The 21,268-nt window shown below is 72.8% G+C and carries 21 protein-coding genes and 1 tRNA gene; 10 read left to right on the top strand and 12 right to left on the bottom strand.

Going from position 1 to position 21,268, the window contains the following annotated elements; genetic code table 11:
• Window positions 1-20: 20 nt before the first annotated feature.
• From GGQ91_RS22965 to GGQ91_RS22955, 3 genes are all read left to right on the top strand, one after another.
• Entirely contained in the window at window positions 21-1,463 is a 1,443-nt protein-coding gene (locus tag GGQ91_RS22965; protein ID WP_179698559.1) for a cobyric acid synthase, read from the top strand.
• Window positions 1,464-1,540: 77 nt separating this feature from the next.
• Window positions 1,541-2,887, top strand: coding sequence for an MFS transporter (locus tag GGQ91_RS22960; protein WP_043355965.1), 1,347 nt, complete (start codon window positions 1,541-1,543; stop codon window positions 2,885-2,887).
• Between the two features lie 52 nt (window positions 2,888-2,939).
• Window positions 2,940-3,164 carry a hypothetical protein gene (locus tag GGQ91_RS22955; RefSeq protein ID WP_043389407.1) on the top strand — a complete coding sequence of 75 codons (225 nt, stop codon included), beginning with the start codon at window positions 2,940-2,942 and terminating at the stop codon, window positions 3,162-3,164.
• A 7-nt stretch (window positions 3,165-3,171) separates the two neighbouring features.
• On the opposite strand, the gene GGQ91_RS22950 is transcribed toward GGQ91_RS22955, so the two are convergent.
• Together GGQ91_RS22950 and cbiB are read right to left on the bottom strand one after the other, a co-directional pair.
• Window positions 3,172-4,086 carry an NAD(P)-dependent oxidoreductase gene (locus tag GGQ91_RS22950; protein WP_043389408.1) on the bottom strand — a complete coding sequence of 305 codons (915 nt, stop codon included), beginning with the start codon at window positions 4,084-4,086 and terminating at the stop codon, window positions 3,172-3,174.
• 80 nt (window positions 4,087-4,166) lie between these two features.
• The gene (gene cbiB / locus GGQ91_RS22945) at window positions 4,167-5,162 is read right to left on the bottom strand and encodes an adenosylcobinamide-phosphate synthase CbiB (RefSeq protein ID WP_182592912.1); all 996 of its coding nucleotides are present in this window, start codon (window positions 5,160-5,162) and stop codon (window positions 4,167-4,169) included.
• Here cbiB and cobD point away from each other — a divergent pair.
• A complete protein-coding gene (cobD, locus tag GGQ91_RS22940; RefSeq protein ID WP_182592911.1) occupies window positions 5,154-6,173 on the top strand; it encodes a threonine-phosphate decarboxylase CobD in 1,020 nt (339 codons plus the stop codon). The genes cbiB and cobD overlap by 9 nt on opposite strands.
• Here cobD and GGQ91_RS22935 read toward each other — a convergent pair.
• On the bottom strand, window positions 6,166-7,341 hold the full coding sequence (locus GGQ91_RS22935; RefSeq protein ID WP_182592910.1) for an MFS transporter: 1,176 nt from the start codon (window positions 7,339-7,341) through the stop codon (window positions 6,166-6,168). The genes cobD and GGQ91_RS22935 overlap by 8 nt on opposite strands.
• Window positions 7,342-7,672: 331 nt before the next feature.
• On the opposite strand from GGQ91_RS22935, the gene GGQ91_RS22930 reads away from it, so the two are divergent.
• From GGQ91_RS22930 to GGQ91_RS22920, 3 genes are all read left to right on the top strand, one after another.
• Entirely contained in the window at window positions 7,673-7,864 is a 192-nt protein-coding gene (locus GGQ91_RS22930) for a hypothetical protein (protein WP_043352836.1), read from the top strand.
• A 248-nt stretch (window positions 7,865-8,112) separates the two neighbouring features.
• Complete coding sequence (locus GGQ91_RS22925; protein WP_182592909.1) at window positions 8,113-9,522, top strand: malonyl-CoA decarboxylase; 1,410 nt, start codon at window positions 8,113-8,115, stop codon at window positions 9,520-9,522.
• Window positions 9,523-9,654: 132 nt separating this feature from the next.
• The gene (locus GGQ91_RS22920; protein WP_043389413.1) at window positions 9,655-11,172 is read left to right on the top strand and encodes a malonate--CoA ligase; all 1,518 of its coding nucleotides are present in this window, start codon (window positions 9,655-9,657) and stop codon (window positions 11,170-11,172) included.
• Between the two features lie 112 nt (window positions 11,173-11,284).
• Here the strand turns inward: GGQ91_RS22920 and GGQ91_RS22915 are convergent, their stop codons facing one another.
• The 4 genes from GGQ91_RS22915 to GGQ91_RS22900 form a co-directional block, all read right to left on the bottom strand.
• Window positions 11,285-12,115 (bottom strand): hypothetical protein, encoded by an 831-nt coding sequence (locus GGQ91_RS22915; RefSeq protein ID WP_043352824.1) that lies wholly within the window; start codon window positions 12,113-12,115, stop codon window positions 11,285-11,287.
• Between the two features lie 105 nt (window positions 12,116-12,220).
• Window positions 12,221-12,592, bottom strand: a complete 372-nt coding sequence (locus tag GGQ91_RS22910; protein WP_170861816.1) for a DUF3618 domain-containing protein — start codon at window positions 12,590-12,592, stop codon at window positions 12,221-12,223.
• Window positions 12,593-12,597: 5 nt separating this feature from the next.
• A complete protein-coding gene (locus GGQ91_RS22905; RefSeq protein ID WP_043389422.1) occupies window positions 12,598-13,011 on the bottom strand; it encodes a phage holin family protein in 414 nt (137 codons plus the stop codon).
• Window positions 13,012-13,015: 4 nt separating this feature from the next.
• Entirely contained in the window at window positions 13,016-13,537 is a 522-nt protein-coding gene (locus tag GGQ91_RS22900) for a hypothetical protein (protein ID WP_043352818.1), read from the bottom strand.
• A gap of 392 nt (window positions 13,538-13,929) precedes the next feature.
• Here GGQ91_RS22900 and GGQ91_RS22895 point away from each other — a divergent pair, with 392 nt between their 5' ends.
• Window positions 13,930-15,351, top strand: a complete 1,422-nt coding sequence (locus tag GGQ91_RS22895) for an alpha,alpha-trehalose-phosphate synthase (UDP-forming) (RefSeq protein WP_043389425.1) — start codon at window positions 13,930-13,932, stop codon at window positions 15,349-15,351.
• Window positions 15,352-15,405: 54 nt separating this feature from the next.
• The gene (gene glgX / locus GGQ91_RS22890; protein WP_182592908.1) at window positions 15,406-17,526 is read left to right on the top strand and encodes a glycogen debranching protein GlgX; all 2,121 of its coding nucleotides are present in this window, start codon (window positions 15,406-15,408) and stop codon (window positions 17,524-17,526) included.
• A gap of 27 nt (window positions 17,527-17,553) precedes the next feature.
• Here the strand turns inward: glgX and GGQ91_RS22885 are convergent, their stop codons facing one another.
• Together GGQ91_RS22885 and GGQ91_RS22880 are read right to left on the bottom strand one after the other, a co-directional pair.
• A complete protein-coding gene (locus GGQ91_RS22885) occupies window positions 17,554-18,498 on the bottom strand; it encodes a ribose-phosphate pyrophosphokinase (RefSeq protein WP_043356665.1) in 945 nt (314 codons plus the stop codon).
• A 169-nt stretch (window positions 18,499-18,667) separates the two neighbouring features.
• The gene (locus GGQ91_RS22880) at window positions 18,668-18,904 is read right to left on the bottom strand and encodes a DUF4170 domain-containing protein (RefSeq protein ID WP_043356667.1); all 237 of its coding nucleotides are present in this window, start codon (window positions 18,902-18,904) and stop codon (window positions 18,668-18,670) included.
• Between the two features lie 169 nt (window positions 18,905-19,073).
• Here GGQ91_RS22880 and GGQ91_RS22875 point away from each other — a divergent pair, with 169 nt between their 5' ends.
• Window positions 19,074-19,478, top strand: a complete 405-nt coding sequence (locus GGQ91_RS22875; protein ID WP_043389428.1) for a hypothetical protein — start codon at window positions 19,074-19,076, stop codon at window positions 19,476-19,478.
• Window positions 19,479-19,503: 25 nt separating this feature from the next.
• Here the strand turns inward: GGQ91_RS22875 and GGQ91_RS22870 are convergent, their stop codons facing one another.
• The 3 genes from GGQ91_RS22870 to GGQ91_RS22860 all read right to left on the bottom strand — a co-directional run bounded on the left by GGQ91_RS22870 (window position 19,504) and on the right by GGQ91_RS22860 (window position 21,260).
• On the bottom strand, window positions 19,504-19,776 hold the full coding sequence (locus GGQ91_RS22870; RefSeq protein WP_043356670.1) for a hypothetical protein: 273 nt from the start codon (window positions 19,774-19,776) through the stop codon (window positions 19,504-19,506).
• Window positions 19,777-19,986: 210 nt separating this feature from the next.
• A tRNA-Sec gene (locus GGQ91_RS22865) sits at window positions 19,987-20,079 on the bottom strand.
• 119 nt (window positions 20,080-20,198) lie between these two features.
• On the bottom strand, window positions 20,199-21,260 hold the full coding sequence (locus GGQ91_RS22860) for an oxidoreductase (protein WP_182592907.1): 1,062 nt from the start codon (window positions 21,258-21,260) through the stop codon (window positions 20,199-20,201).
• Window positions 21,261-21,268: the final 8 nt, after the last annotated feature.

The following is a 21,268-nucleotide window of genomic DNA, read 5'->3' as shown; positions in this document are numbered from 1 at the left end:
CGCCGCGGACAAAGGCCCTGATGATCCAGGGCACCGGCTCCGATGTCGGCAAGTCGCTGCTCGTGGCGGGGCTGGCGCGCGCCTTCACGGAGCGGGGCTTAAGGGTCCGGCCGTTCAAGCCGCAGAACATGTCGAACAACGCCGCCGTCACCGCCGATGGCGGCGAGATCGGCCGCGCGCAGGCCCTCCAGGCCCGGGCCGCCCGGGTGGCGCCCTCCGTCCACATGAACCCGGTCCTGCTCAAGCCGCAGAGCGAGGTCGGCTCCCAGGTGGTGGTGCAGGGCCGGATGGTCGCCACCGTGAAGGCGCGCGACTACCAGGCCTGGAAGCCCCGGCTGATGTCGGCCGTCCTCGACAGCTTCTCCCGGCTCGCCGGGGAGGCGGATCTGGTCCTCGTCGAGGGCGCGGGCTCGGCCTCAGAGGTGAACCTACGGGCCGGCGACATCGCCAATATGGGCTTCGCCCGGGCCACCGACACGCCGGTGGTGCTGGTCGGCGACATCGACCGGGGCGGGGTGATCGCGAGCCTCGTCGGCACCAAGGCGGTGATCGACCCGGAGGACGCCGCCCTGATCGCCGGCTTCCTCGTCAACCGCTTCCGCGGCGATCCGAGCCTGTTCGCCGACGGCATGCGGCTGATCGCCGAGCGCACCGGCTGGGCGGCTCTGGGCCTCGTGCCGCACTTCCCCGATGCCGCGCGCCTGCCGGCCGAGGACGTGCTGGGGCTCGCCGGCTCGGAGTCGCGCGGGCCCGGAGCCGTCACGGTGGCGGTGCCGGTGCTGCCGCGCATCGCCAATTTCGACGACCTCGACCCCTTGCGGGCAGAGCCGAACGTGTCGGTGGTGCTGGTCCGGCCCGGCACGCCGATCCCCGCCGAGGCCGCCCTCGTGCTGCTGCCGGGCTCCAAGACCACGATCGACGACCTGGAGGCCTTTCGCCAGGAGGGCTGGGACGTCGACCTGCGCGCCCATGTCCGCCGGGGCGGGCGGGTGCTCGGCCTGTGCGGCGGCTACCAGATGCTGGGCAACAGCCTCGCCGACCCGCACGGGATCGAGGGCGCGCCCCGCACGGTGGCGGGCCTCGGGCTCCTCGACGTCGACACCGTCATGACCCCCGAGAAGCGCCTCGCGGCGGTCACCGGCACGAGCCTGCCGGACGGCGTTCCGTTTGCCGGCTACGAGATGCATATCGGCGCGACGGAGGGCCCCGACGCCGCCCGGCCGCTCCTGCGCCTCGCCGACGGGCGCCTGGACGGGGCGGTCTCGGCGGACGGGCGCGTGGCCGGCACCTACGTGCACGGCCTGTTCGCCCACGATGCCCAGCGGGCGACCTGGCTCGCGCGCCTCGGGACGGCCTCGGACGGCCCGGGCTACGAGGCCGGGGTCGAGGCGGCGCTGGACGGCCTCGCGCGACACATCGCGGCCCATGTCGACTGCGACCGCCTCCTGGCGCTTGCCCGGTAGGCGCGGGCCGCGCCAGGAATTACTCTGTGTAATGCCGGTCCCGCCACGAAGGGCCGCACGCGCCAGAGGAACGCCCCATGCCCCCCACGCAATCCCCCGTCGGGGAGGATCTCGGCGCGAGCACCGTCCGCACCGTGACCCTGCGGCTGATGCCGCTCCTCGGCCTGCTCTACCTGATCGCCTATATCGACCGGCAGAACGTCTCCTACGCCAAGCTGGAGATGGTCGGCAGCCTCGGCCTCTCCGAGACCGCCTACGGGCTCGGGGCCTCGCTGTTCTTCCTCGGCTACTTCCTGTTCGAGGTGCCGGCCAACGTCTTCCTGGAGCGAGTCGGCGCCCGGATCTGGTTCGCACGGATCATGATCACCTGGGGGATCGTCACCGTCCTGCTGGGCTTCACCCAGGGCACGGCGATGTTCTACGTGCTGCGCTTCCTGCTCGGCGCCGCGGAGGCCGGCTTCTTCCCCGGCGTGCTGTTCGCCCTGACCCTGTGGTTCCCGCAAGGACACCGGGCGCGGATGATCGGCTGGTTCATGATCGCCAGCGCGGTGGCCAACGCGGTGGGCGCGGCGGTGGGCGGCGCGCTGCTCGGCCTCGACGGGCTCCTCGGCCTCCAGGGCTGGCAATGGGTGTTCCTGGCCACCGGCGCGCCGGCGATCCTCATGGCCGCGGTGGTGCTGGTGGTCCTGCCGGACGGTCCCGAGACGGCGCCCTGGCTGTCGCAGGCACAGCGCGACTGGCTCGCCCGCACCCTGCGGGCCGAGCGCGAGGAGGGCGGCCATGTCGACCACGGCAACCCCTTCGCGGCGCTCCTTGACCGGCGGGTGCTGATGCTCGCCGGGGTCTACGTCTCCCTGCCGCTCGCCGCCTACGGACTGGGCTACTGGCTCCCCACCGTGGTCAAGGGCTTCGGCGTCTCGAACCTCACCAACGGCTTCCTCAACATCATCCCCTGGATGGCCACGGCCGTCGCCCTCTGGTGGGTGCCGCGCCACGCCGCCCGCACGGGCGCGCAGGGCAATGCCCTGACCTGGCACGTCGTCGGGCCGGCGCTGGTGGGGGCGGCGGGCCTCGCGCTCTCCGTCGTCCTGCCGGGCAACGCCGTGAAGTTCGCCTGCCTGTGCGTGGCCGCCGCCGGGACCTTCGCGGCCCAGCCGGTCTTCTGGTCGATGCCCGGGACCTTCCTGCGCGGCGCCTCGGCGGCGGCCGGGATCGCGGCGATCAACTCGGTGGGCAATCTCGGCGGCTTCGTCGCCCAGAACGCGGTGCCGTTCATCCGCGACCAGACCCGGAGCGACCTCGTGCCGATGCTGTTCCTGGCCGCCTGCCTCGCCGTGGGCGCCGGCCTGATGTTCGTGGTGCTCTCCGCCCTGCGCCGGGACGCGGCGCGGCGGGCGGCGCCGAATGGGGCACGTCCGGCCTGAACATGGGCCGGATCCGTGCGTTATCCTTCCTCAAGCCGGATCGTCCGGCAGGATGATGCAGGACCGCATCCCGCGGGACAGCGTCGAGGAGGACTACACGATGAGCCAGGGATTTCCCCTTATGATCCTCGCCTTCGGGACGCTCGGCGGCATCTGGTTCCTGGCCGCCGCAGCCCGGAAGCAGGTCGCCGACGCCAAGGGCAGCCCGGAACGCTCCAACCTGATCCACCAGCACGGCGGCACGCCGCGGCCGAACATGCCGGGCACCGAGCACTGAGGCTCCGTCAGCCGGCGGCGATCCGCCGGCAATGATCGAGGGCGGCGCCGATCAGGTTGTCGCTGGCCTCCGGCGTCCGGAACGCCGAATGCGCCGAGAGGGTGACGGTGGGCAGGGACACCAGCGGGTGGTCCGCCGGCAGGGGCTCGACCGTGAACACGTCGAGCCCGGCCTGCGCGACGCGGCCGCTGCGCAGGGCCTCGACCAGGGCGGCCTCGTCGATCAGGGCCCCGCGGGCGGTGTTGATCAGGAGGACGCCGGGCTTCATCGCGGCGATGCGCGCGGCCGAGAGGAAGCCGCGGGTCTCGTCGGTCAGGAGCAGGTGGAGCGAGACCACGTCGCTCTCGGCGAGCAGCCGCTCCAGCGGCACGAAGGTCACGTCCGGATGCGCCTTGGGCGTCCGGTTCCAGGCGAGCACCCGCATGCCGATGCCCCGGCAGAGACGTGCCATCTCGGCCGCGATCCCCCCGAACCCGACGAGGCCGACCGTCTTGCCGGTGAGCTGGACCGCCTCGCGGCGCAGCCAAGTGCCGGCACGCATCGCCCGGTCCATCTCGGGCAGGCCGCGGGCCGCCGCCCACATCAGCGCAAAGGCGCATTCGGCTACCGCCGTGTCGCCGTACCCCTTGATGGTGTGGACCGTGATCCCGCATTCGGCCGCGAGGGCCTCCGGGTCCATGTAGCTGCGGGCGCCGGTGCCGAGGAACACCACGTGCCTCAGGCCCCCGCAGGCCCGGGCCACCGCGCGGGGGAGGGCGGTGTGGTCGATCACGGCGATCTCCGCCCCGGACAGGAGGCCGGGCAGGTCCTGCGGAGCGATGCCGGGATCGGCGTGGATCGCGAAGGGCGGGTCGTCCGGCCGCAGCAGCCGCCGGGCCACCGCCGCCAGGGTCTCGTTGGCATCCACGAACACCGCGCGCATCGGGGTCTCCCTGTCCGGTCCCATCACGATGCGTCGGGACCGCGGGCCGTGCCAAGGCCCGGTCGGGCGTGGCGGGCGGGTCAGCCCGCCAGCGCCAGGGACAGGGCGAGCAGCCCCAGCACGAGCCCGCCCTGGAGCCAGCAGGCCGTCCGGTAGAGCGCCAGCGCCCGGGCGATGTCGTCGGCCGTGGCCTCGGCCCGCCCGTCGCCCATATGGGCGTCCGGGACGAGGGTGCCGTCATAGACCCGCGGTCCCGCGAGCCGCAGGCCGAGCGCCCCGGCCATGGCGGATTCGGGCCAGCCGGCATTGGGCGAGCGGTGGCGGGGCGCGTCCCGGGCCATCGCCCGGAGCGCGCCCCGCGCGTCGGCGCCGCGCAGGAGCGCCGACCCGGCGATCAGCAGGCCCGCGAGCCGGGAGGCCGGCAGGTTCACCCCGTCGTCGAGCCGCGCCGCAGCCCAGCCGAAGGCTTCGTAGCGGGGCGTCCGGTGGCCGATCATGCTGTCGGCGGTGTTGATCGCCTTGTAGAGGGCGCCCCCCGGCAGGCCGAGGCCGCCGATCCAGAAGGCCGGCGCCACGATCCCGTCGGAGAAGTTTTCCGACAGGCTCTCGATCGCGGCGCGGCAGACCGCGGGTTCGTCGAGGCGCTCGGGGTCGCGCCCGACGATCATCGCCACCGCCCGGCGCCCGGCCTCCAGGCCGCCGGTGCGCAAGGCCTTCTCCACGGCGGCGACGTGCTGGTGCAGGCTGCGCTGCGCCGGCAGGCTCGCGCAGAGCAGGCCGAGGAGGAGCAGGGCGGGGAGGGGGCCGGCCAATCCCGCCAGCACCGTGAGGGCGAGGGCCGGCAGGCCCACCGCGGCAAGCAGGCAGGCCAGCGCGGCGCAGCCGGCGATCCGCCGCCGCCGCGCGGAGCCGCGGTTGAGGCCGCGCTCCAGGGCGGCGATCAGCCGGCCGATCCAGGTGACAGGGTGACCGGCCGCCCTGTAGAGCGCGTCGGGATAGCCGGCCGCCGCCTCGATCCCGAGGGCGACGGCGAGGACGGCAAGCGTGTCGGCAAACGTACCGGGCAGATGGACCATTCGGTGTGGAGCGTTCCCACGCGTGAGGTCGCCCCGATCGCGCATGGCGGCGATCTCGGCGGACTCCGCAAAGCCTTTCCCGACGCGCCGGAGCCCTGGCTCGACCTCTCGACGGGGATCAATCCGGTCCCGTACCCCGTGCCGCCGGTGGAGGCCAGCGCCTGGACGCGGCTGCCCGAGGCCGCCGAGCTCGGGGCGCTCCGGGCGGCGGCCGTCGCGGCCTACGGCGCGCCGGACGCCGCGCATGTCGTGCCCGCCCCCGGCACCCAGATCCTGATCGAGACCCTGCCCCGGCTGATGGCGCCGACCCGCGTCGCGGTGCTCGGGCCCACCTATGCCGAGCACGCCGCCGCCTGGGCGCGCGCCGGGCACGCGGTGACGGAGATCCGGAATCTCGATGCCCTCGGCGAGACCCGGGTGGCGGTGATCGTCGATCCCAACAACCCGGACGGGCGGACCCTGCCCCTGGCCGAGCGCCGGGCCCTGGCCGCGGCCCTCGGCAAGCGGGGCGGCCTGCTCATCGCCGACGAGGCCTTCGCGGATCTGGAGCCGGTGGAGAGCCTGTGCCCACACGCGGCGCCGGGCCTCGTGGTGTTGCGCTCCTTCGGCAAGACCTACGGGCTCGCCGGCCTGCGCCTCGGCTTCGCGGTGGCCGATCCCGGCACGGCGACCCGGATCGCCGAGGCCCTCGGACCCTGGGCGGTGTCGGGCCCGGCCCTGGCGATCGGGCGCGCCGCCCTGTCGGATGCGGGCTGGCGCGCGCAGGCCGCGGCGGCGCGGTCCGCGGACGCGGCCCGCCTCGACCGGATGATCGCCCGGGGCGGCGGCCGGATCGTCGGGGGCACCAGCCTGTTCCGGACCGCCGACTTTTCCGACGGGCCCGACCTCTACCGGCGGCTCGCGGCGGCCGGGATCGCGGTGCGGCGCTTCGCGGATCGCCCGGAGCGCCTCCGCTTCGGCCTGCCGGCCGGGAAGGCGGCGTGGTGCCGTCTGTCGCGGGTCCTCAGGTAGACCGCACGCCGGGCGGATGCGGATCGCGCGCCGCCACGATCACGGCCAGCGCCGAGAAGGCGAGGCCCACCGCGCAGACCCCCGCCCAGCCGACCAGCAGGAACGCCTGCGAGCCGGCATAGGCGCCGAGCGCCCCGAACACGAACAGGGTCGTGAACAGGACCGTGTTGATGCGGCCCCGCGCCCCGGGGACCAGGGCGTAGGCCCGCGTCTGGTTGGCGATGAGGGCGCCGTTCATGCCGATGTCGATGAGCAGGACGCCGAGGGCCACCGCGATCAGCGACCACGCGCCCCCCGCCCAGAGCACCCCGAAAGACAGGGCGACCAGCAGGCTGCCGCCGAGCACCACGGGCTTGGCGCCCCGCCGGTCGGTGAAGCGGCCCGACAGGGGTGCCACGAAGGCGCCGCAGACGCCGATCACCCCGAACAGCCCCGCGCCCGCGGCGGAGAGTCCGAAGGGCGGCCCCTCCACCAGCAGCGCCAGGGTCGCCCAGAAGGCGTTGAAGGCGGCAAACAGCAGCGCCTGCGACAGGCTCGCCGTGCGCAGCACCGGCTGCGTGCGGGCGAGGTGCAGGATCGACAGCATCAGGGCGCGGTAGCGCAGCGGGTGCGTCTGCACCGTGTGGGGCAGGGTGGCCCGGGCGATGGCCGCCATGGCGAGCGCCAGCAGGGACGCGACCAGGAAGACCGGCCGCCATCCGAGATGCGCCCCCAGGACGCCGCTCGCCGTCCGGGCGAGCAGGATGCCGGTGAGCAGGCCGGTCATGACCTGGCCGACGATCCGCCCGCGGCTCGCATCCGGGGCGAGTTCCGCCGCGAACGGGACCGCCTGCTGGGCCGCGCTGGCCAGCACCCCGACCGCGAGGTGGGCGAGGGCGAGGCTCGCGAGGTTCGGGGCCAGGCCCACCGCCAGCAGCGCCAGGGCGAGTCCGAGGCATTGCCCCACGATCAGGGTGCGGCGCGGCAGGGCATCGCCGAGGGGCACGAGCCCGACGATGCCGAGCCCGTAGCCGACGAGCGCCGTGGTCGGCACCCACAGGGCGGCGCGGTCGCCGAACTCCGCCACGATCAGCCCGAGCAGCGGCTGGTTGTAGTAGATGTTGGCGACCGCTCCGCCGGCGATCAGCGTCAGGCCGAGCCGGGCCTTCGCGTCGAGCGTCGTGGTCACGGCTGGGTCGGGGGCAGGCAGGCACGCCGCCGCGGAAGGGCCATGGTCGAGTCCGTGTGCGGGAGAGGTCCGGGCCGCGAGCGATACGGGCGGAGCGTGCGGTGGAGCAAGCTGCGGCGATGCATCCCTGCCGGCACGCCCCCGGCCCCTTCACCGGAACCGAGGGCGCCCCATATGCGGAAGATGCAGCCGGCGCCGTCCGCACGCGAGCGGGCGCCGCAGGCCATGCACCGGGCGTCGAGCCGATAGAGGTTCCGAACCGGATTACGAACGAGAGGGCGGTTTCGTTCCGGATGAACGGGGCCGGAACCGCCGCAGCAGGGAGTACGGGATGCCGAACTACCGCATCGACTTTGCCAAGGAGATCCTCGGGGTACCGTTCACGGTCGGCTCCGTGGCGATCACGCGGGCCCGCGATCCCGAGCGCGCCCGCCGCGCCGCCGAACTCCGCTTCGCCCGCCAGCACGGCGTCGGCGACTGGCGGGAGCGGGCCGACCTCGCCACCGTCGCCGAACAGCTCTGACGCACCCGCCCCGGGATCGTCACACGACCTTCGTGCCGCTCCCGCACGCTGGGAGCGCGTCGTTCGGGCCGGTCAAGCTCTGGTCGCGGCGGCCGCGGCGCCGTAGAATGGCGGGCGGATCGGGACGCTGAGCGAGCCGCCCCGGAGTGGGCGGAGGCTGCCGGATCCGCACGCGCCCGTCCGACGAGCCGGCGTCGCGGGGCCGGAAGCGTCTCGAATCCGGGTCGACGGGGGTCAGTGCAAGGGTCATGGCGGCGATCTCCTTCTTCGGCGACCTGCTTCAGACCATCAGCGAGCGCGGCCGCGACCTCATCGGCATCGGGCGCGGGGACATGACGTCCCGGGCCAGCGCGGGCGACCTCGTCAAGCTGTGCGAGGACCTGATCTCCCGGCGCGGCGAGGCCTCCGGGGTGGCGCTCGCCCGCCTGATCCTCGACCGCTACGCCAGCTTCGGGCAGGCGGAGCGCTACGCCTTCCTGCGGGCCATCGCCCTCGACTTCGATGCGGACCACGAAGCCGTCGACGAGGCGATCGCCGCCTACCGGGCCGCCCCCTCCCGCGCCCGCCTCGGCAGCCTGCACGAGGCCGCCGAGCCGCGCAGCCAGGAGCTGATCCGCCGCCTCAACCTCGCCCGCGGCGGCACGCTCAGCCTCGTGCGGATGCGCGAGGACCTGTTCGACCTGCGCCGGGCGCTGCGCGCCGGCGACGAGGCCGACCCCGCCCTGATGGACGCCGTCGACAGCCTGGACAGCGATTTCGAGCACCTGTTCGCCTCGTGGTTCAACCGCGGCTTCCTGGTGCTGCGCCACATCGACTGGACGACGCCGGCCCATATCCTGGAGAAGATCATCCGCTACGAGGCGGTGCACGCCATCGCGGACTGGGACGACCTGCGCGCCCGCATCGAGCCGCCGGACCGGCGCTGCTTCGCGTTCTTCCACCCGGCGCTGGCCGACGAGCCGCTGATCTTCGTGGAGGTGGCGCTCACCGACCAGATCGCCCCGGCCATCGCCCCGATCCTGTCGCGGGAGCGCAAGCCGCTGCAGCCGCAGGCGGCCAACACGGCGGTGTTCTACTCGATCTCGAACTGCCAGAAGGGGCTCGCCGGCGTCACCTTCGGCAATTTCCTGATCAAGCAGGTGGTCGAGGACCTCACCCGCGAGGTGCCCACGCTCAAGACCTTCGTGACGCTGTCGCCGGTGCCGGGCTTCGCCGCGTGGCTGGCGCGGGAGCGCCGGGCCGACAGCCCGCAGGGCCTGCTGCCCGAGGATGTCGAGGTCCTGCGGGCGCTGGACGACCCGAACTGGCCGGCCGACAAGGCCCGGGCCGAGACGGTGCGCCGGGCGCTGATCCCGGCGGCGGCGGCCTATTTCCTGCGCGCCAAGAACGAGCGCGGCCGCCCCCTCGACCCGGTGGCCCGGTTCCACCTCGGCAACGGCGCGCGCCTCGACCGCATCAACTTCCTGGGCGACACCTCGAAGAAGGGTCTGGCCCAGTCGCACGGCCTGATGGTCAACTACCTCTACGACCTCGCCGCCATCGAGCGGAACCACGAGACCTACGCCAACCTCGGCACCGTGGTGGCCGCGCCGGCGGTGACCCGTGAGCTGCGCGCCAAGCTGCCGCCGCCGCGGGCCGTGGTACTGGCCGAGGCGTAGGATCCGGGCCGGTCGGGGCCCGCCTGTCACCGCCGGGCCGCGGGGCGCCACCGGAAAGGGCTCGCCGGAAGGCCCTCCGGGCGGTTATGGGTGCGTCAGACAGACAGGTCCCGCGACAGCTCTAGCCTCACGATGACGAACCACCTCTTCTCCCTGGTGCGGGACGGCGTCCCCGATCCCGCCAAGACCGTGATCGAGACCCCTGAGGGCCGCCGATACTCCTACGCGGACCTGATCGCCCGCTCCGGCGCCTACGCGGCGGCCCTGCGGGCGGCGGGCGTCGAGACCGGCGACCGGGTGGCCGTGCAGGTCGAGAAGAGCCCCGAGGTGATCTTCCTGTATCTCGGCGCGGTCCGGGCCGGCGCCGTGTTCCTGCCGCTCAACACCGCCTACACCCCGGCGGAGATCGGCTACTTCCTGAACGACGCCGAGCCCGCCGTGTTCGTCTGCGACCCGGGCCGGCGCGACGCGCTGGCGGAGGCCGCCGCGGGCGTGCGCCGGATCTGGACCCTCGACGGGGCGGGCGGCGGCAGCGCCGCCGAGGCCGCGGACCGGGCCGGGGATGCGGGGAGCGCCTTCGCCGACGTGCCCCGGGGCCCGGAGGATCTCGCGGCGATCCTCTACACCTCCGGCACGACCGGGCGCTCCAAGGGCGCCATGCTGACCCACGACAACCTCGCCTCGAACGCCCGAACCCTCGTCGATTTCTGGCGCTTCACCGCCGACGACGTGCTGATCCACGCCCTGCCGGTGTTCCACACGCATGGCCTGTTCGTGGCGACCAACACGGTGCTGGCGAGCGGCGGCTCCATGCTGTTCCTGCCCCGCCTCGACCCGAAGCTGATCCTGAGCCTGATGCCCCGGGCCAGCGTGCTGATGGGCGTGCCGACCTTCTACACCCGCCTCCTCAAGGAGCCGGGCCTCACGCCGGAGGCGGCCGGAGGCATGCGCCTGTTCGTGTCGGGCTCGGCGCCGCTGCTCGCCGAGACGCATCGCGCGTGGCAGGCCCGTACCGGCCACGCCATCCTCGAGCGCTACGGCATGACCGAGACCAACATGAGCACCTCGAACCCCTATGCGGGCGACCGGGTCGCCGGCACGGTGGGCTTCCCCCTGCCGGGCGTGTCCCTGCGGGTGGTCGATCCGGAAACCGGCGCGGCCCTCGGTCCGGACGCGGTGGGCATGATCGAGGTGAAGGGCCCGAACGTGTTCCTGGGCTACTGGCGCATGCCCGAGAAAACCGCGGCCGAGTTCCGGGCCGACGGGTTCTTCATCACCGGCGACCTCGGCAAGGTCGATGACCGGGGCTACGTCCACATCGTCGGGCGCGGCAAGGACCTGATCATCTCAGGCGGCTTCAACGTCTACCCCAAGGAGGTCGAGACCGAGATCGACGCGCTGCCGGGCGTGGTCGAATCCGCGGTGATCGGCTTGAGCCATCCCGATTTCGGCGAGGCCGTCACCGCCGTGGTGGTGGGGGGGCCGGGATGCCCGGACGAGGCCGGCGTACAGGCCGCCCTGGAGGGCCGGCTCGCCCGGTTCAAGTGCCCCAAGCGCGTCCTGTTCGTGAGCGAGCTGCCGCGCAACACCATGGGCAAGGTGCAGAAGAACCTTCTGCGGGACGCGCATGCGGAGCTCTACCGGGACTGACGATCCGATCCGCCGGCCGGGACCGGCGGATCGGGAATTCGGCCGCACCGTCGTCGCGCGCGGCGGGATGACGGTGCGGGCGTAACGCGACGGTGCCGATCCGGAACGCGGATCAGAGATTGTGCTCCTTCCGCTCGCCCTCCGGCGGCGTGTGGCTGTCCGGATCCACCACCTTGCGGGCGGCCGCGTTCAGGTTGTCCGGATCGAGGGCGGTCTGGACGAAGTCGCGGCCGATGCTGGTCACCTCGCGGGCGTAGCGCAGGCCCTGGTCGCGGACCTCGTCGGCCCAGGGACCGATGCTCCGATCCTCCTGGCGGGTGCGCGGCAGCAGCGCGCCGAGCAGAAGGCCGGCGGCCACGCCGACCACGCCGACGAGGAGGGGATTGTCGTCCACGAAGCGCTCGACGGCGGTGCGGCCGCGGTTGAGCCCGTCGATACCCTGGGTGGTCAGGTCGTCCAGAGCCCGCATGTTGCGCCGGCGCAGCGTGCCGGCCCGCTCCCGGACCTCGTCGTAGGCGGACGCCGCGCGGTCGCGGGCCTGATCGGCGGCGCCGCCGAGACGGTTGCCGACATCGTCCGCGAAGTCCGACACCGTCTGCCGTGCCTGTCCGGCGAGGTCCGCGGCGCGGTCACCGGCCGCCTGGACGCCTTCCTTCACGGTGGCGGAAGCGGCGTCCACCCGCGAGGCGCCGGTGGCGCCGCCGCTCGAATGGCCGCCGGCCGAGAGGGGCGCGGCGCCGTGCGGCAGCGGGTCGTGCAGCCCGCGGGGGTCGGGCCGGAGCGTGAAGTCTCCCGCCGCCGCGCCGGGGATCCCGCGCGGGTCGCCGAGACCGGCCGGATCGGGCCGCAGGCTCCCGTCCCGAGCGCCGTGGGGCGGCGCCTCGCCGGGGCGCGGCTCGGGAATGCTGGAGGGGGTGGCGGGGGTACCCGGCTTGTCGGTCATGGCGGTGTCCTCGAATGTCGGTCCCGGCAGCCCGCCTTCGGCGCCGGTCTGCCCGGCCGTCCGGCCGGGCGCGGGAGGTTTCTCGGTCCGGGCCCCGCCCGGTCGTCAGATCTCGGTCGTGTCCAGCGGATCGCGGGCCGGGCGCGCGGTCGGAAGGTCGGGGTCGTAGCCGCGGGCCGCGCCGGTGTTCAGGGTGGGCACGCGCTCCGCCGAGACCTCGGTGCGCCGGCGCTGGGCGTCGCGCGCCATCCGGTTGAACAGCAGGCCGACGCCGGCCGCGATCAGCAGTACCGGCACCGGGTTGCGGCGCACCGCCTCCAGGGCCGAGTCGTAGGTGCTGTTCAGGGCCGGCACCCGCCGGGCATTGCCCAGCATCTCGTCCACGAGGTTCGGCACCGAGAGCCGCCCCTGGATGCGGTCGATCGTGTCGTCGAGCCGGGCGCGGCTCTCCTCGATCTCCTTCTCGAGGTCGTTCATCGTACTCATCCGGACACGCGCTCCGACAGGGCCTGGGCATCCTGGCGGACCTGGCGCGTGGTGCGCTTCGGGGCCAGGGTCGAGAGGGACAGGACGCTGCGCGCCCACAGGGCCATCCCGAGGGCGAGGGCCAGCAGCACGCCGCCGACGATCAGGGCCGAGAGCCACTCGGACCCGACGATGGTGGCGAGCCATTTCACGAAGGCGCCGATCAGGACCAGTAGGGCGACCACGGCGAACACCGCCGAGCCGACCATGCAGGCGAGGCCGACGATGAGCTGGCGGATGTTGCCGGCCATCTCGGCCCGGAACAGCGCGATCTCCTTGCGGGCGAGTTCGTTGGTCTCCCGCAGGGCGTCGCCGATGAGGCTCTGGATGCTGGAGGCGCCGGTCTGGCGCGGGTCGGAGCCGTGGGTCATGGCGTCAGGCCCGGAAGCTGTCGCGGGCATCGCCGTCCGGCGCCTCCGGCGGCAGGCTCGACGACTTGATGAAGCGGGCGGCGATCAGGCCGGCCACGAAGGTGCCCACCGCCACCGCCACCGGCGCGCGCCGGGCGAAGGCCTCGGCCTCGCTGTAGAAGTCGCCGAGGCTGCGGCGCTCGATGGAGGAGCCGAGCTGCTCCAGCCCGTCGGCGGCGCTGTCGAAGAAGGCGCGTACGTTCGGCTTGTCGCCGAGGTCGCGGCCGGAATTGCGGATCGTCTGGGCCAGATCGTGGACCGACTGGGCCGCATCGCTCTTGCGCTGCTCGACATAGGTCTGGGCCTGCAGCCGGGCCGCGTCGAGCAGCCCGCGGCCGCGTTCGGCCGCCACGTCGGCCAGCCCCTCGACATCGCCCTGCAGGGCGCGCCACTGGGCACGCTCCTCCGCGGCGGTGTGCGGCGCCGCGCCGTGCGGATCCGCAACCGGGTCCACGGGGGCGCCCTGCGGTAACTCGTTGCCGGCCATCTCGAAAATACTCCTCGCGGCGCGGGTACGGAGCCGCTCGCGGCGACCGCGAGCCCCGCGATGGCTGAGTAACCGACTCGGCTGTCACGGGTTCCGGTCCCGGTGCACAGTTCCGATCTGCGCACGGGCTCCGACGGGACGGGCGGCACCGCTCACTCCACGTTCAGGCACGATCTGCCAGAACCGCCACGCTTGCACAACGCGCCCGATCGGGACGGAGCGGCCCCCCTGTCCCGGAACGGTAGGGCCTCGACTTGACCCGCGCCCGGCTTCACGCTTGGGTTGCCTGACAAGCAACAAAGGATCGCGCAGGCCCCCCGCGCGTTCTGACATGTTAGTGAAGTCTCGATGCAGGCGCGGCCGGCCGCGCCCCTGATCCGGAGCCGACCCGCGTGGCACGCCTTGTGATCGTATCGAACCGCGTCGCCATCCCGGAAGAGGGCGGCAAGGCGGTGGCGGCGGGCGGCCTCGCCGTCGCGGTCAAGGAGGCCTTCACGGCCTATGAGGGGCTTTGGTTCGGCTGGAGCGGCACCATCTCCGAGGAGCCCTCCGAGGAGCCGACGCTGATCGACCGGGGCCGGGTCCAGTACGCGGTCGTCGACCTCTCGCCGCAGGACCACCTCGAATATTACGCCGGCTTCGCGAACCGCGCCCTGTGGCCGATCATGCATTACCGGCTGGGGCTCGGCGCCTTCTCGCGCTCGGATTATGCCGGCTACAGCCGTGTGAACCGGACCTTCGCGCGGGCGCTCGCCAAGCTGGTGGAGCCCGACGACATCATCTGGGTGCACGATTACCACCTGCTGCCGCTCGCCGCCGAGTTGCGCGGCCTCGGGCTCGACAACCCGATCGGCTACTTCCACCATATCCCCTGGCCCGCCGCCGACGTGTTCAACTCGCTGCCGGCGAGCGGCGAGCTGCTGCGTGCCATCGTCGATTACGACCTGATCGGCCTGCAGACCGAGGCGGACGTGCAGAACCTGCAGCGCAACCTCGTCGATACCCAGCGGGCGATCCCGCTGGGCGGCGGCTCGCTGATGGTGGATGGCCGCCGCACGCGGATCCGCGCCTTCCCGATCGGCATCGACGTCGCGGGCTTCAAGGAGGCGGCCGAGAAGGCCAACGCCAACAAGGTCGTGCGCGAGACCATCGCGGGCCTGCGCACCCGCAAGCTGCTGATCGGCGTCGACCGGCTCGACTATTCCAAGGGCGTGCCCGAGCGGATGGAGGCGGTGGAGAGCTTCTTCGCCTCGAATCCCGACCAGCGCGGCAACGTCACCTACATCCAGATCACGCCGAAATCCCGCAGCGAGGTGCCCGAATACGAGCAGCTCTCGCGCGACGTGAACGAGAAGGTCGGCGAGATCAACGGCTCGCTGGGCGACCCGGCCTGGACGCCGATCCAATACATCACCAAGGCCTATCCGCGCCCGGTGCTGGCGGGCCTCTACCGGGCGGCCCGGGTCGGCCTCGTCACGCCGATGCGCGACGGCATGAACCTCGTCGCCAAGGAATACGTGGTCGCCCAGTCCGAGGACGATCCGGGGGTTCTGGTCCTGTCGAAATTCGCCGGCGCCGCCCGGCAATTGCCCGAGGCGCTGCTGATCAACCCCTACGACCGGTTCGAGGTGGCGGAGGCGATCCGGGCCGCGCTCTACATGCCGAAGGCCGAGCGTGTGGCGCGCTGGAAGCCGATGGTCGAGCGCATGACCCGCGAGGACGTCGATTGGTGGGCGCGCAACTTCCTGGCGGAGCTCGAGAATTTCCGCACGATGGAGCGCGAGGCCCCCACCGCCGCCGCGGCCGCCGAATAGCCGGCGCAGCCCGCTGATTCCGCCTGCAGCCCCCCGTGTGACCGGACGCCCCACATGATCGCCGTCGATGACGGGGTGCCGGCGCCGCTCGGCGCCCATTTCGACGGGCGCGGCGTCAACTTCGCCCTCTTTTCCGAGCACGCCACCGCGGTCGATGTCTGCCTGTTCGAGGCGGGGGAGCGGCACGAGACCCGCACGGTGCGTCTGCCCTGCCGGACCGACGACGTCTGGCACGGCTACCTGCGCGGCGTGCTGCCGGGCCAGCTCTACGGCTACCGGGTGCATGGCCCCTGGGATCCGGCGTCCGGCCACCGGTTCAACGCCTCGAAGCTCGTCCTCGACCCCTACGCCCGGGAGATCCGCGGCCGGATCCGCTGGCACGATGCGCTCTACAGCCATCGCCGGGGCGGGCGCGAGGACCGGATCGACCGGCGCGACAGCGCGGTCTACATGCCGAAATGCGTGGTCACCGCCCCGGAGGTGCCCGATCTGGCCCTCACGCCGGTGCGGCGGCCGCTGGCCGAGACGGTGGTGTACGAGGCGCACGTCAAGGCGCTGACCCGCACCCATCCCGACATCCCCGAGGCGGAGCGCGGCACCTACGGGGCGCTCGCCCACCCGGCGATCATCGCGCACCTCGTCAGGCTCGGCGTCACCGCCCTGGAGCTGCTGCCGATCCACGCCTTCGCGGACGACCGCTTCCTGGTGGAGAAGGGGCTCGTCAATTTCTGGGGGTATCAGCCCCTGGGCTACTTCGCCCCGGAGCCGCGCTACCTGGGTGAGGGCGGCTTGGGCGGCCTGAAGGCGGCGATCCGGGAGCTGAACGCCGCCGGGATCGAGACCTGGCTCGACGTGGTCTACAACCACACCGCCGAGGGGGACCACACCGGCCCGACCCTGTCGTTCCGCGGCATCGACAACGCCAGCTACTACAAGCTCGATCCCGCCGACCCGCGCCGCACCATCGACTGCACCGGCTGCGGCAACACCTTCGACGCGAGCCATCCGCGGGTGATGCAGCTCGTGCTGGATTCCCTGCGCCATTGGGTCACCGCCTACGGCATCGCGGGCTTCCGCTTCGACCTGGCCTCGAGCCTCGGGCGCGCGCCCTTCGCCTTCACCCCGCAGGCGGCCTTCTTCCAGGCGGTGGCGCAGGATCCGGTCCTCGCCCGGGTGAAGATGGTGGCCGAGCCCTGGGACATCGGGGAGGGGGGCTACCAGCTCGGCGGCTATCCGCGCGGCTGGAGCGAGTGGAACGACAAGTTCCGCGACGCCGCGCGGGGCTTCTGGAAGGGGGATTCCGGCACGCTCGCCAAGGTCACGCAGGGGCTGACCGGCTCGCGGGAGGTGTTCGCCCCGTCCCGTCGCTCGCCGCTGGCCAGCGTCAACTTCATCGCCAGCCACGACGGCTTCACCCTGGCCGACACGGTGGCGTACGAGCAGAAGCATAACGAAGCCAACGGCGAGGACAACCGCGACGGCCATAACCACAACGTCAGCCGCAACTACGGCGTCGAGGGCGACACCGACGACACGGCGATCCTGGCTCTACGCGCCCGCCAGAAGCGCAACATGCTGGCCACCATGATGCTGGCCCAGGGCGTGCCGATGCTGCTGATGGGCGACGAGCGCTCCCGCAGCCAGGGCGGCAACAACAACGCCTATGCCCAGGACAACCCGACGAGCTGGATGGACTGGAGCGTCGATCCGGATCCCGCCCTCACGGATTTCGTCGCCAACCTGCTGGCCCTGCGCCGCGCCCAGCCGGCCCTGCGGCGGCGGCGCTTCTTCACCGGCGCGCTGATTGATCCCGACGAGCCCCTGCGCGACGTGCACTGGCTCTCCCCCGAGGGCACCGAGATGGAGGGCCGCCACTGGTCCGACGACGGGCTCCAGGTGTTCGGCATGCAGATCGGCAACGACGGCGATCCGGGCGACCGCCTCCTGATGCTGTTCAACGCCGGGGAGGGCGCCGTCCCGTTCCGCCTCGCCCCGGTGGTGGGCGGCCCCTGGACGCCGGTCTTCGACACCGGCGAGCCCGCGGGCGCCCGCGCGCCCGGCACGCCGGCCGTCGAGTCCGGGGCCGCCGTGCCGCTGCCGGGCCGCACGGTCCTCGTGCTCACCGCGCCGGGGACGGAGACCGGAAACCGGGGCGGCTGGGTGCCGGAACGCTAAGGGGCAGAAGCCCCCCCCGCGGATCCGTCAGTCGAACAGGCTGGAGACGCTGGATTCCGTCGCCGTGCGCCCGATCGCCTCGCCCAGCAGCGGCGCGATGGTGGCCACGCGGATGTTGCGGGCGAGCTTGACGGCCTGCGTCGGCTGGATCGAGTCGGTGATCACCAGCTCCTTCATCCGCGAGGCGGCGATGCGCGAGACCGCGCCGCCCGACAGCACGCCGTGGGTGATGTAGGCCGAGACGTCCTTGGCGCCGGCATTGAGCAGGGCCTCGGCGGCGTTGACCAGGGTGCCGCCCGAATCGACGATGTCGTCCACGAGGATGCAGGAGCGGCCCTCGACCTCGCCGATGATGTTCATCACCTCGGACTCGCCCGGGCGCTCGCGGCGCTTGTCGACGATGGCCAGCGGGCAGTCGATCCGCTTGGCGATGGCCCGCGCCCGCACCACGCCGCCGACGTCGGGCGAGACCACCATGCGGTTGTCGCCCGGCAGCCGCTCCTTGATGTCGCGCACCATCACGGGGGCGGCGAACAGGTTGTCGGTGGGGATGTCGAAGAAGCCCTGGATCTGGCCGGCATGGAGATCGAGGGTCAGGACGCGGTCGGCGCCCGCCTCGGTGATGAGGTTCGCCACCAGCTTGGCCGAGATCGGCGTGCGGCCGGAGGTGCGCCGGTCCTGCCGCGCATAGCCGAAATACGGGATCACCGCCGTGATGCGCCGGGCCGAGGATCGGCGCGCGGCGTCGATCATGATCAGCAGTTCCATCAGGTGGTCGTTCGCCGGGAACGAGGTCGACTGGACGATGAACACGTCCTCGCCGCGCACGTTCTCCTGAAGCTCGACGAAGATCTCCATGTCGGCGAAGCGCCGGACCATGCACTTGGCCAGCGGCAGTTCGAGATAGGCCGCGATCGCCTCGGCCAGGGGCCGGCTGGCATTCCCGGCGATGATCTTGATCGAGGATTTCATGGGCGGCCGCTCACTCGCGGCCGGACCTTACCGCCGCTCTTGTCCAGACCGGTCTCCCGAGGAGCCGGAACGATCCGATGACGGGCGAGGCTCTTAGCAGCGGGCAGGAACTGTCACAATGCCTTCACGGCCGCCCAGCACTCGCCGCCGACAGGTACTGCGGCGGCGCTCAGGGAGCCGGCGGCTCCAGCAGGCGGTGCAGGTGCACCACGAAATAGCGCGTCTGCGCGCTGTCGACGGTGGCCTGGGCCTTGGCCCGCCACGCGGCCTGGGCGGAGGCGTAATCCGGGAAGATACCGACGATGTCGAGGCCCTTGATGTCCCGGAACCGGACCCCGTCGAGATCCTGCAATTCACCACCGAAGACCAGGTGCAGCTTCTGGTCGCTGTCGATCGCCGTCGCCATGGCCTCTCCTCACGTTTCTCCGCGGCGCTCGCAAATGGCGGGCCTCCGGTCAAGCCTGCATGGTCGCAGCCGAGCCCTGAACCCGCCGCAGGTCTGCGCGGCGGCCGGGTTCCGGGCGCGGCGCCGCGCCGGATGCGCAACCTCGGATGCGTCATGCTACGAGCGGACCATGACACGCCGACCTCTCGCTTTCCTCGTCCCCGTCGCGGTGACCGTCAGCCTCAGCGCGGCGCAGGTTCTGGCGCAGCAGGCGCCCCGGGCGCCCCGCGCCGCCGGATCCGACAGGAGCGCCCCCGACCGGCGGGGCGGGCCACCGGTGATCGGCTGCCCGTCGCTCGCCAATTACCGGATGCTGATGCGGGACGGCGCGGCGGCGGCCGCGGCGCATCTGGCCGATCCCAAGGCGGACCATCTCGGCTGCTCGGCGCTGGCGCGCACGGAATTCACCGGCATCGTCGACAAGGTGACACTGGGCGGCCAGAGCTACGATTGTGCCGGCGTGCGCGGCACCACGGCCTGCCACTGGATCGCGCCCGGGACGATTCCCGAGACGCCCGCGCCGGCCAAGCGCTGACCCCGACGGGTCTCTCGGTCCGGCCTCAGCGCAGGTGGCCGCTGGCGCGCAGATCCCGCTCGACCGCCTCGTGGACGGCCTGGAGCGGATTGTCGTTGATGGCGGCGGGGGGAAGCAGCGGCGTCATCGCGGCGGGCCGCGTGTCGAAATCCGGCAGGATCGCGGATTGCGGCGCCGGCGGGCGCACCGGCACATCTGCCGGCATGCGTGCCGGCAGATGTGCCGGCATGCGCGCCGCGAGGGTCCGCAGCGCCTCACGGGCGCCGGAGGGCAGGAGCGTCACGAGTCTGTTCAGCATGGCCGGCCTCAACGCGCACGGCCGGCCGGGGCCGGCGGGAACGGGACGGTGGCGGCGGAACGGTTCTTCACGGGGACACCAGCACGGGATCGGTCGCGGGAAACGAACCGGCCCCTCCACAGTTCCGACAGATCAGTATTGCCAAATTTTCGGCGCGTGTCGCCTGGATACAGGCGAACACTGATTTGTCGGTTGAGGCAGTCTGAAGAATGGCGGAAGCGGATGGGAATCGAACCCACCGTACGCTGTTGGCGTACCGCTGGTTTTGAAGACCAGGAGGGCCACCAGACCCCGTTCGCCTCCACCACCGGGGTTACGGGCCGCCGCCGGACGGGTCAAGGTCCAGGATGCCGGCAGGCGGGCGTGGCGGCGGGCCAGCGCGCAAAGGTCGCGGGCCGGGGTCGCGGGTCGGGGGCTGCGGGTCAGGGATCCCGCTCGTCCGGCGCGCGCGTCAGGCCGACCGAGGTCCCGGTTCGCGCCGACATGAGCGCCGCCTCGAGGCAGGCCATCACCCGCACGGCCTCCAGCGCCTCGGTCTGGTCGACCGGGGTGCGGGCGATCGCCCCGGCCACGGCGCGGTAGAATGCGCGCTGGTCGCCGGCCAGCGCCGGTGCGCGCGCCACCCGCCCGGTCGCGTCGTGGATCTCCAGCCCGTCCGGATCCGCGCCCCAGCCGGCGGCCCCCGGCTTCACGCCGGCCAGCAGCTGCTGCTCCTGGATGTCGGCACGGTGTTTGATCAGGCTGCCGGCCTCGCCGTGCACCAGGAAGCGGGGCGATCCGCCGGCGGCCAGCATGCTGGCATGCAGCACCACGCGCAGGCCCGGATAGTCCAGCACCGCATGGGCCCAATCGTCGGCCTGCGCGCCGGGGCGGAGCCGCGCCAGATGCGCGCTCACCCGATCGGGCAGACCGAAGAGCTGGAGCGCCTGGTCCACCAGATGCGGACCGAGATCGTACCAGATCCCGCTGCCCGGACCGGGCCCCTCCCGCCAGCGGTCGCGGACCTCCGGACGGAACCGGTCGAAGTGGGATTCGAAGTGCCGGACGCGGCCGACGCGCCCCTCCGCGACGGCTTGGCGGACGCTGAGATAGTCGCTGTCCCAGCGCCGGTTGTGGAAGACGCGCAGCAGCCGGCCCCCGCGCCGCGCCGCGGCGGCCAGCCCGCGCGCCTCGGCGAGGTCGAGGGTGAAGGGCTTGTCGACCACGACGTGCTTGCCCGCCGCCAGGGCGGCCCGCGCCAGGGGCGCGTGGGTGTCGTTCGGGGTGGCGATCACGACGAGGTCGACGGCCTCCGCCGTGGCCACCGCGACCGGATCCGCCGACACCCTCACGTCGGGCAGGTCGGCCCGGACCCGGGCAGGCGCGCTCGAGCCGACCAGCCGGAGGTCGAGTTCCGCCACGGCGCCGATAAGCGGGGCATGGAAGGTCCGGCCGGAATAGCCGTAGCCGATCAGACCGACCCTGATCCGTTGCCCTGCCTGCATGCCGCGCC

This window comes from Methylobacterium fujisawaense, from assembly GCF_014138435.1.
Classification (GTDB): domain Bacteria; phylum Pseudomonadota; class Alphaproteobacteria; order Rhizobiales; family Beijerinckiaceae; genus Methylobacterium; species Methylobacterium fujisawaense.
Note: the sequence above shows the minus strand (reverse complement) of the source record. Positions and strands in the feature narration are given on the sequence as shown.

Excerpts from the sequence above, each read along its gene's own strand:
- GGQ91_RS22965 (WP_179698559.1), top strand. The coding sequence starts at position 21 with ATGATCCAGGGCACCGGCTCCGATGTCGGCAAGTCGCTGCTCGTGGCG.
- GGQ91_RS22960 (WP_043355965.1), top strand. The coding sequence starts at position 1,541 with ATGCCCCCCACGCAATCCCCCGTCGGGGAGGATCTCGGCGCGAGCACC.
- GGQ91_RS22955 (WP_043389407.1), top strand. The coding sequence starts at position 2,940 with ATGATGCAGGACCGCATCCCGCGGGACAGCGTCGAGGAGGACTACACG.
- GGQ91_RS22950 (WP_043389408.1), bottom strand. The coding sequence starts at position 4,086 with ATGCGCGCGGTGTTCGTGGATGCCAACGAGACCCTGGCGGCGGTGGCC.
- cobD (WP_182592911.1), top strand. The coding sequence starts at position 5,154 with ATGGACCATTCGGTGTGGAGCGTTCCCACGCGTGAGGTCGCCCCGATC.
- cbiB (WP_182592912.1), bottom strand. The coding sequence starts at position 5,162 with ATGGTCCATCTGCCCGGTACGTTTGCCGACACGCTTGCCGTCCTCGCC.
- GGQ91_RS22930 (WP_043352836.1), top strand. The coding sequence starts at position 7,673 with ATGCCGAACTACCGCATCGACTTTGCCAAGGAGATCCTCGGGGTACCG.
- GGQ91_RS22925 (WP_182592909.1), top strand. The coding sequence starts at position 8,113 with ATGGCGGCGATCTCCTTCTTCGGCGACCTGCTTCAGACCATCAGCGAG.
- GGQ91_RS22920 (WP_043389413.1), top strand. The coding sequence starts at position 9,655 with ATGACGAACCACCTCTTCTCCCTGGTGCGGGACGGCGTCCCCGATCCC.
- GGQ91_RS22915 (WP_043352824.1), bottom strand. The coding sequence starts at position 12,115 with ATGACCGACAAGCCGGGTACCCCCGCCACCCCCTCCAGCATTCCCGAG.
- GGQ91_RS22910 (WP_170861816.1), bottom strand. The coding sequence starts at position 12,592 with ATGAACGACCTCGAGAAGGAGATCGAGGAGAGCCGCGCCCGGCTCGAC.
- GGQ91_RS22905 (WP_043389422.1), bottom strand. The coding sequence starts at position 13,011 with ATGACCCACGGCTCCGACCCGCGCCAGACCGGCGCCTCCAGCATCCAG.
- GGQ91_RS22900 (WP_043352818.1), bottom strand. The coding sequence starts at position 13,537 with ATGGCCGGCAACGAGTTACCGCAGGGCGCCCCCGTGGACCCGGTTGCG.
- glgX (WP_182592908.1), top strand. The coding sequence starts at position 15,406 with ATGATCGCCGTCGATGACGGGGTGCCGGCGCCGCTCGGCGCCCATTTC.
- GGQ91_RS22885 (WP_043356665.1), bottom strand. The coding sequence starts at position 18,498 with ATGAAATCCTCGATCAAGATCATCGCCGGGAATGCCAGCCGGCCCCTG.
- GGQ91_RS22880 (WP_043356667.1), bottom strand. The coding sequence starts at position 18,904 with ATGGCGACGGCGATCGACAGCGACCAGAAGCTGCACCTGGTCTTCGGT.
- GGQ91_RS22875 (WP_043389428.1), top strand. The coding sequence starts at position 19,074 with ATGACACGCCGACCTCTCGCTTTCCTCGTCCCCGTCGCGGTGACCGTC.
- GGQ91_RS22870 (WP_043356670.1), bottom strand. The coding sequence starts at position 19,776 with ATGCTGAACAGACTCGTGACGCTCCTGCCCTCCGGCGCCCGTGAGGCG.
- GGQ91_RS22860 (WP_182592907.1), bottom strand. The coding sequence starts at position 21,260 with ATGCAGGCAGGGCAACGGATCAGGGTCGGTCTGATCGGCTACGGCTAT.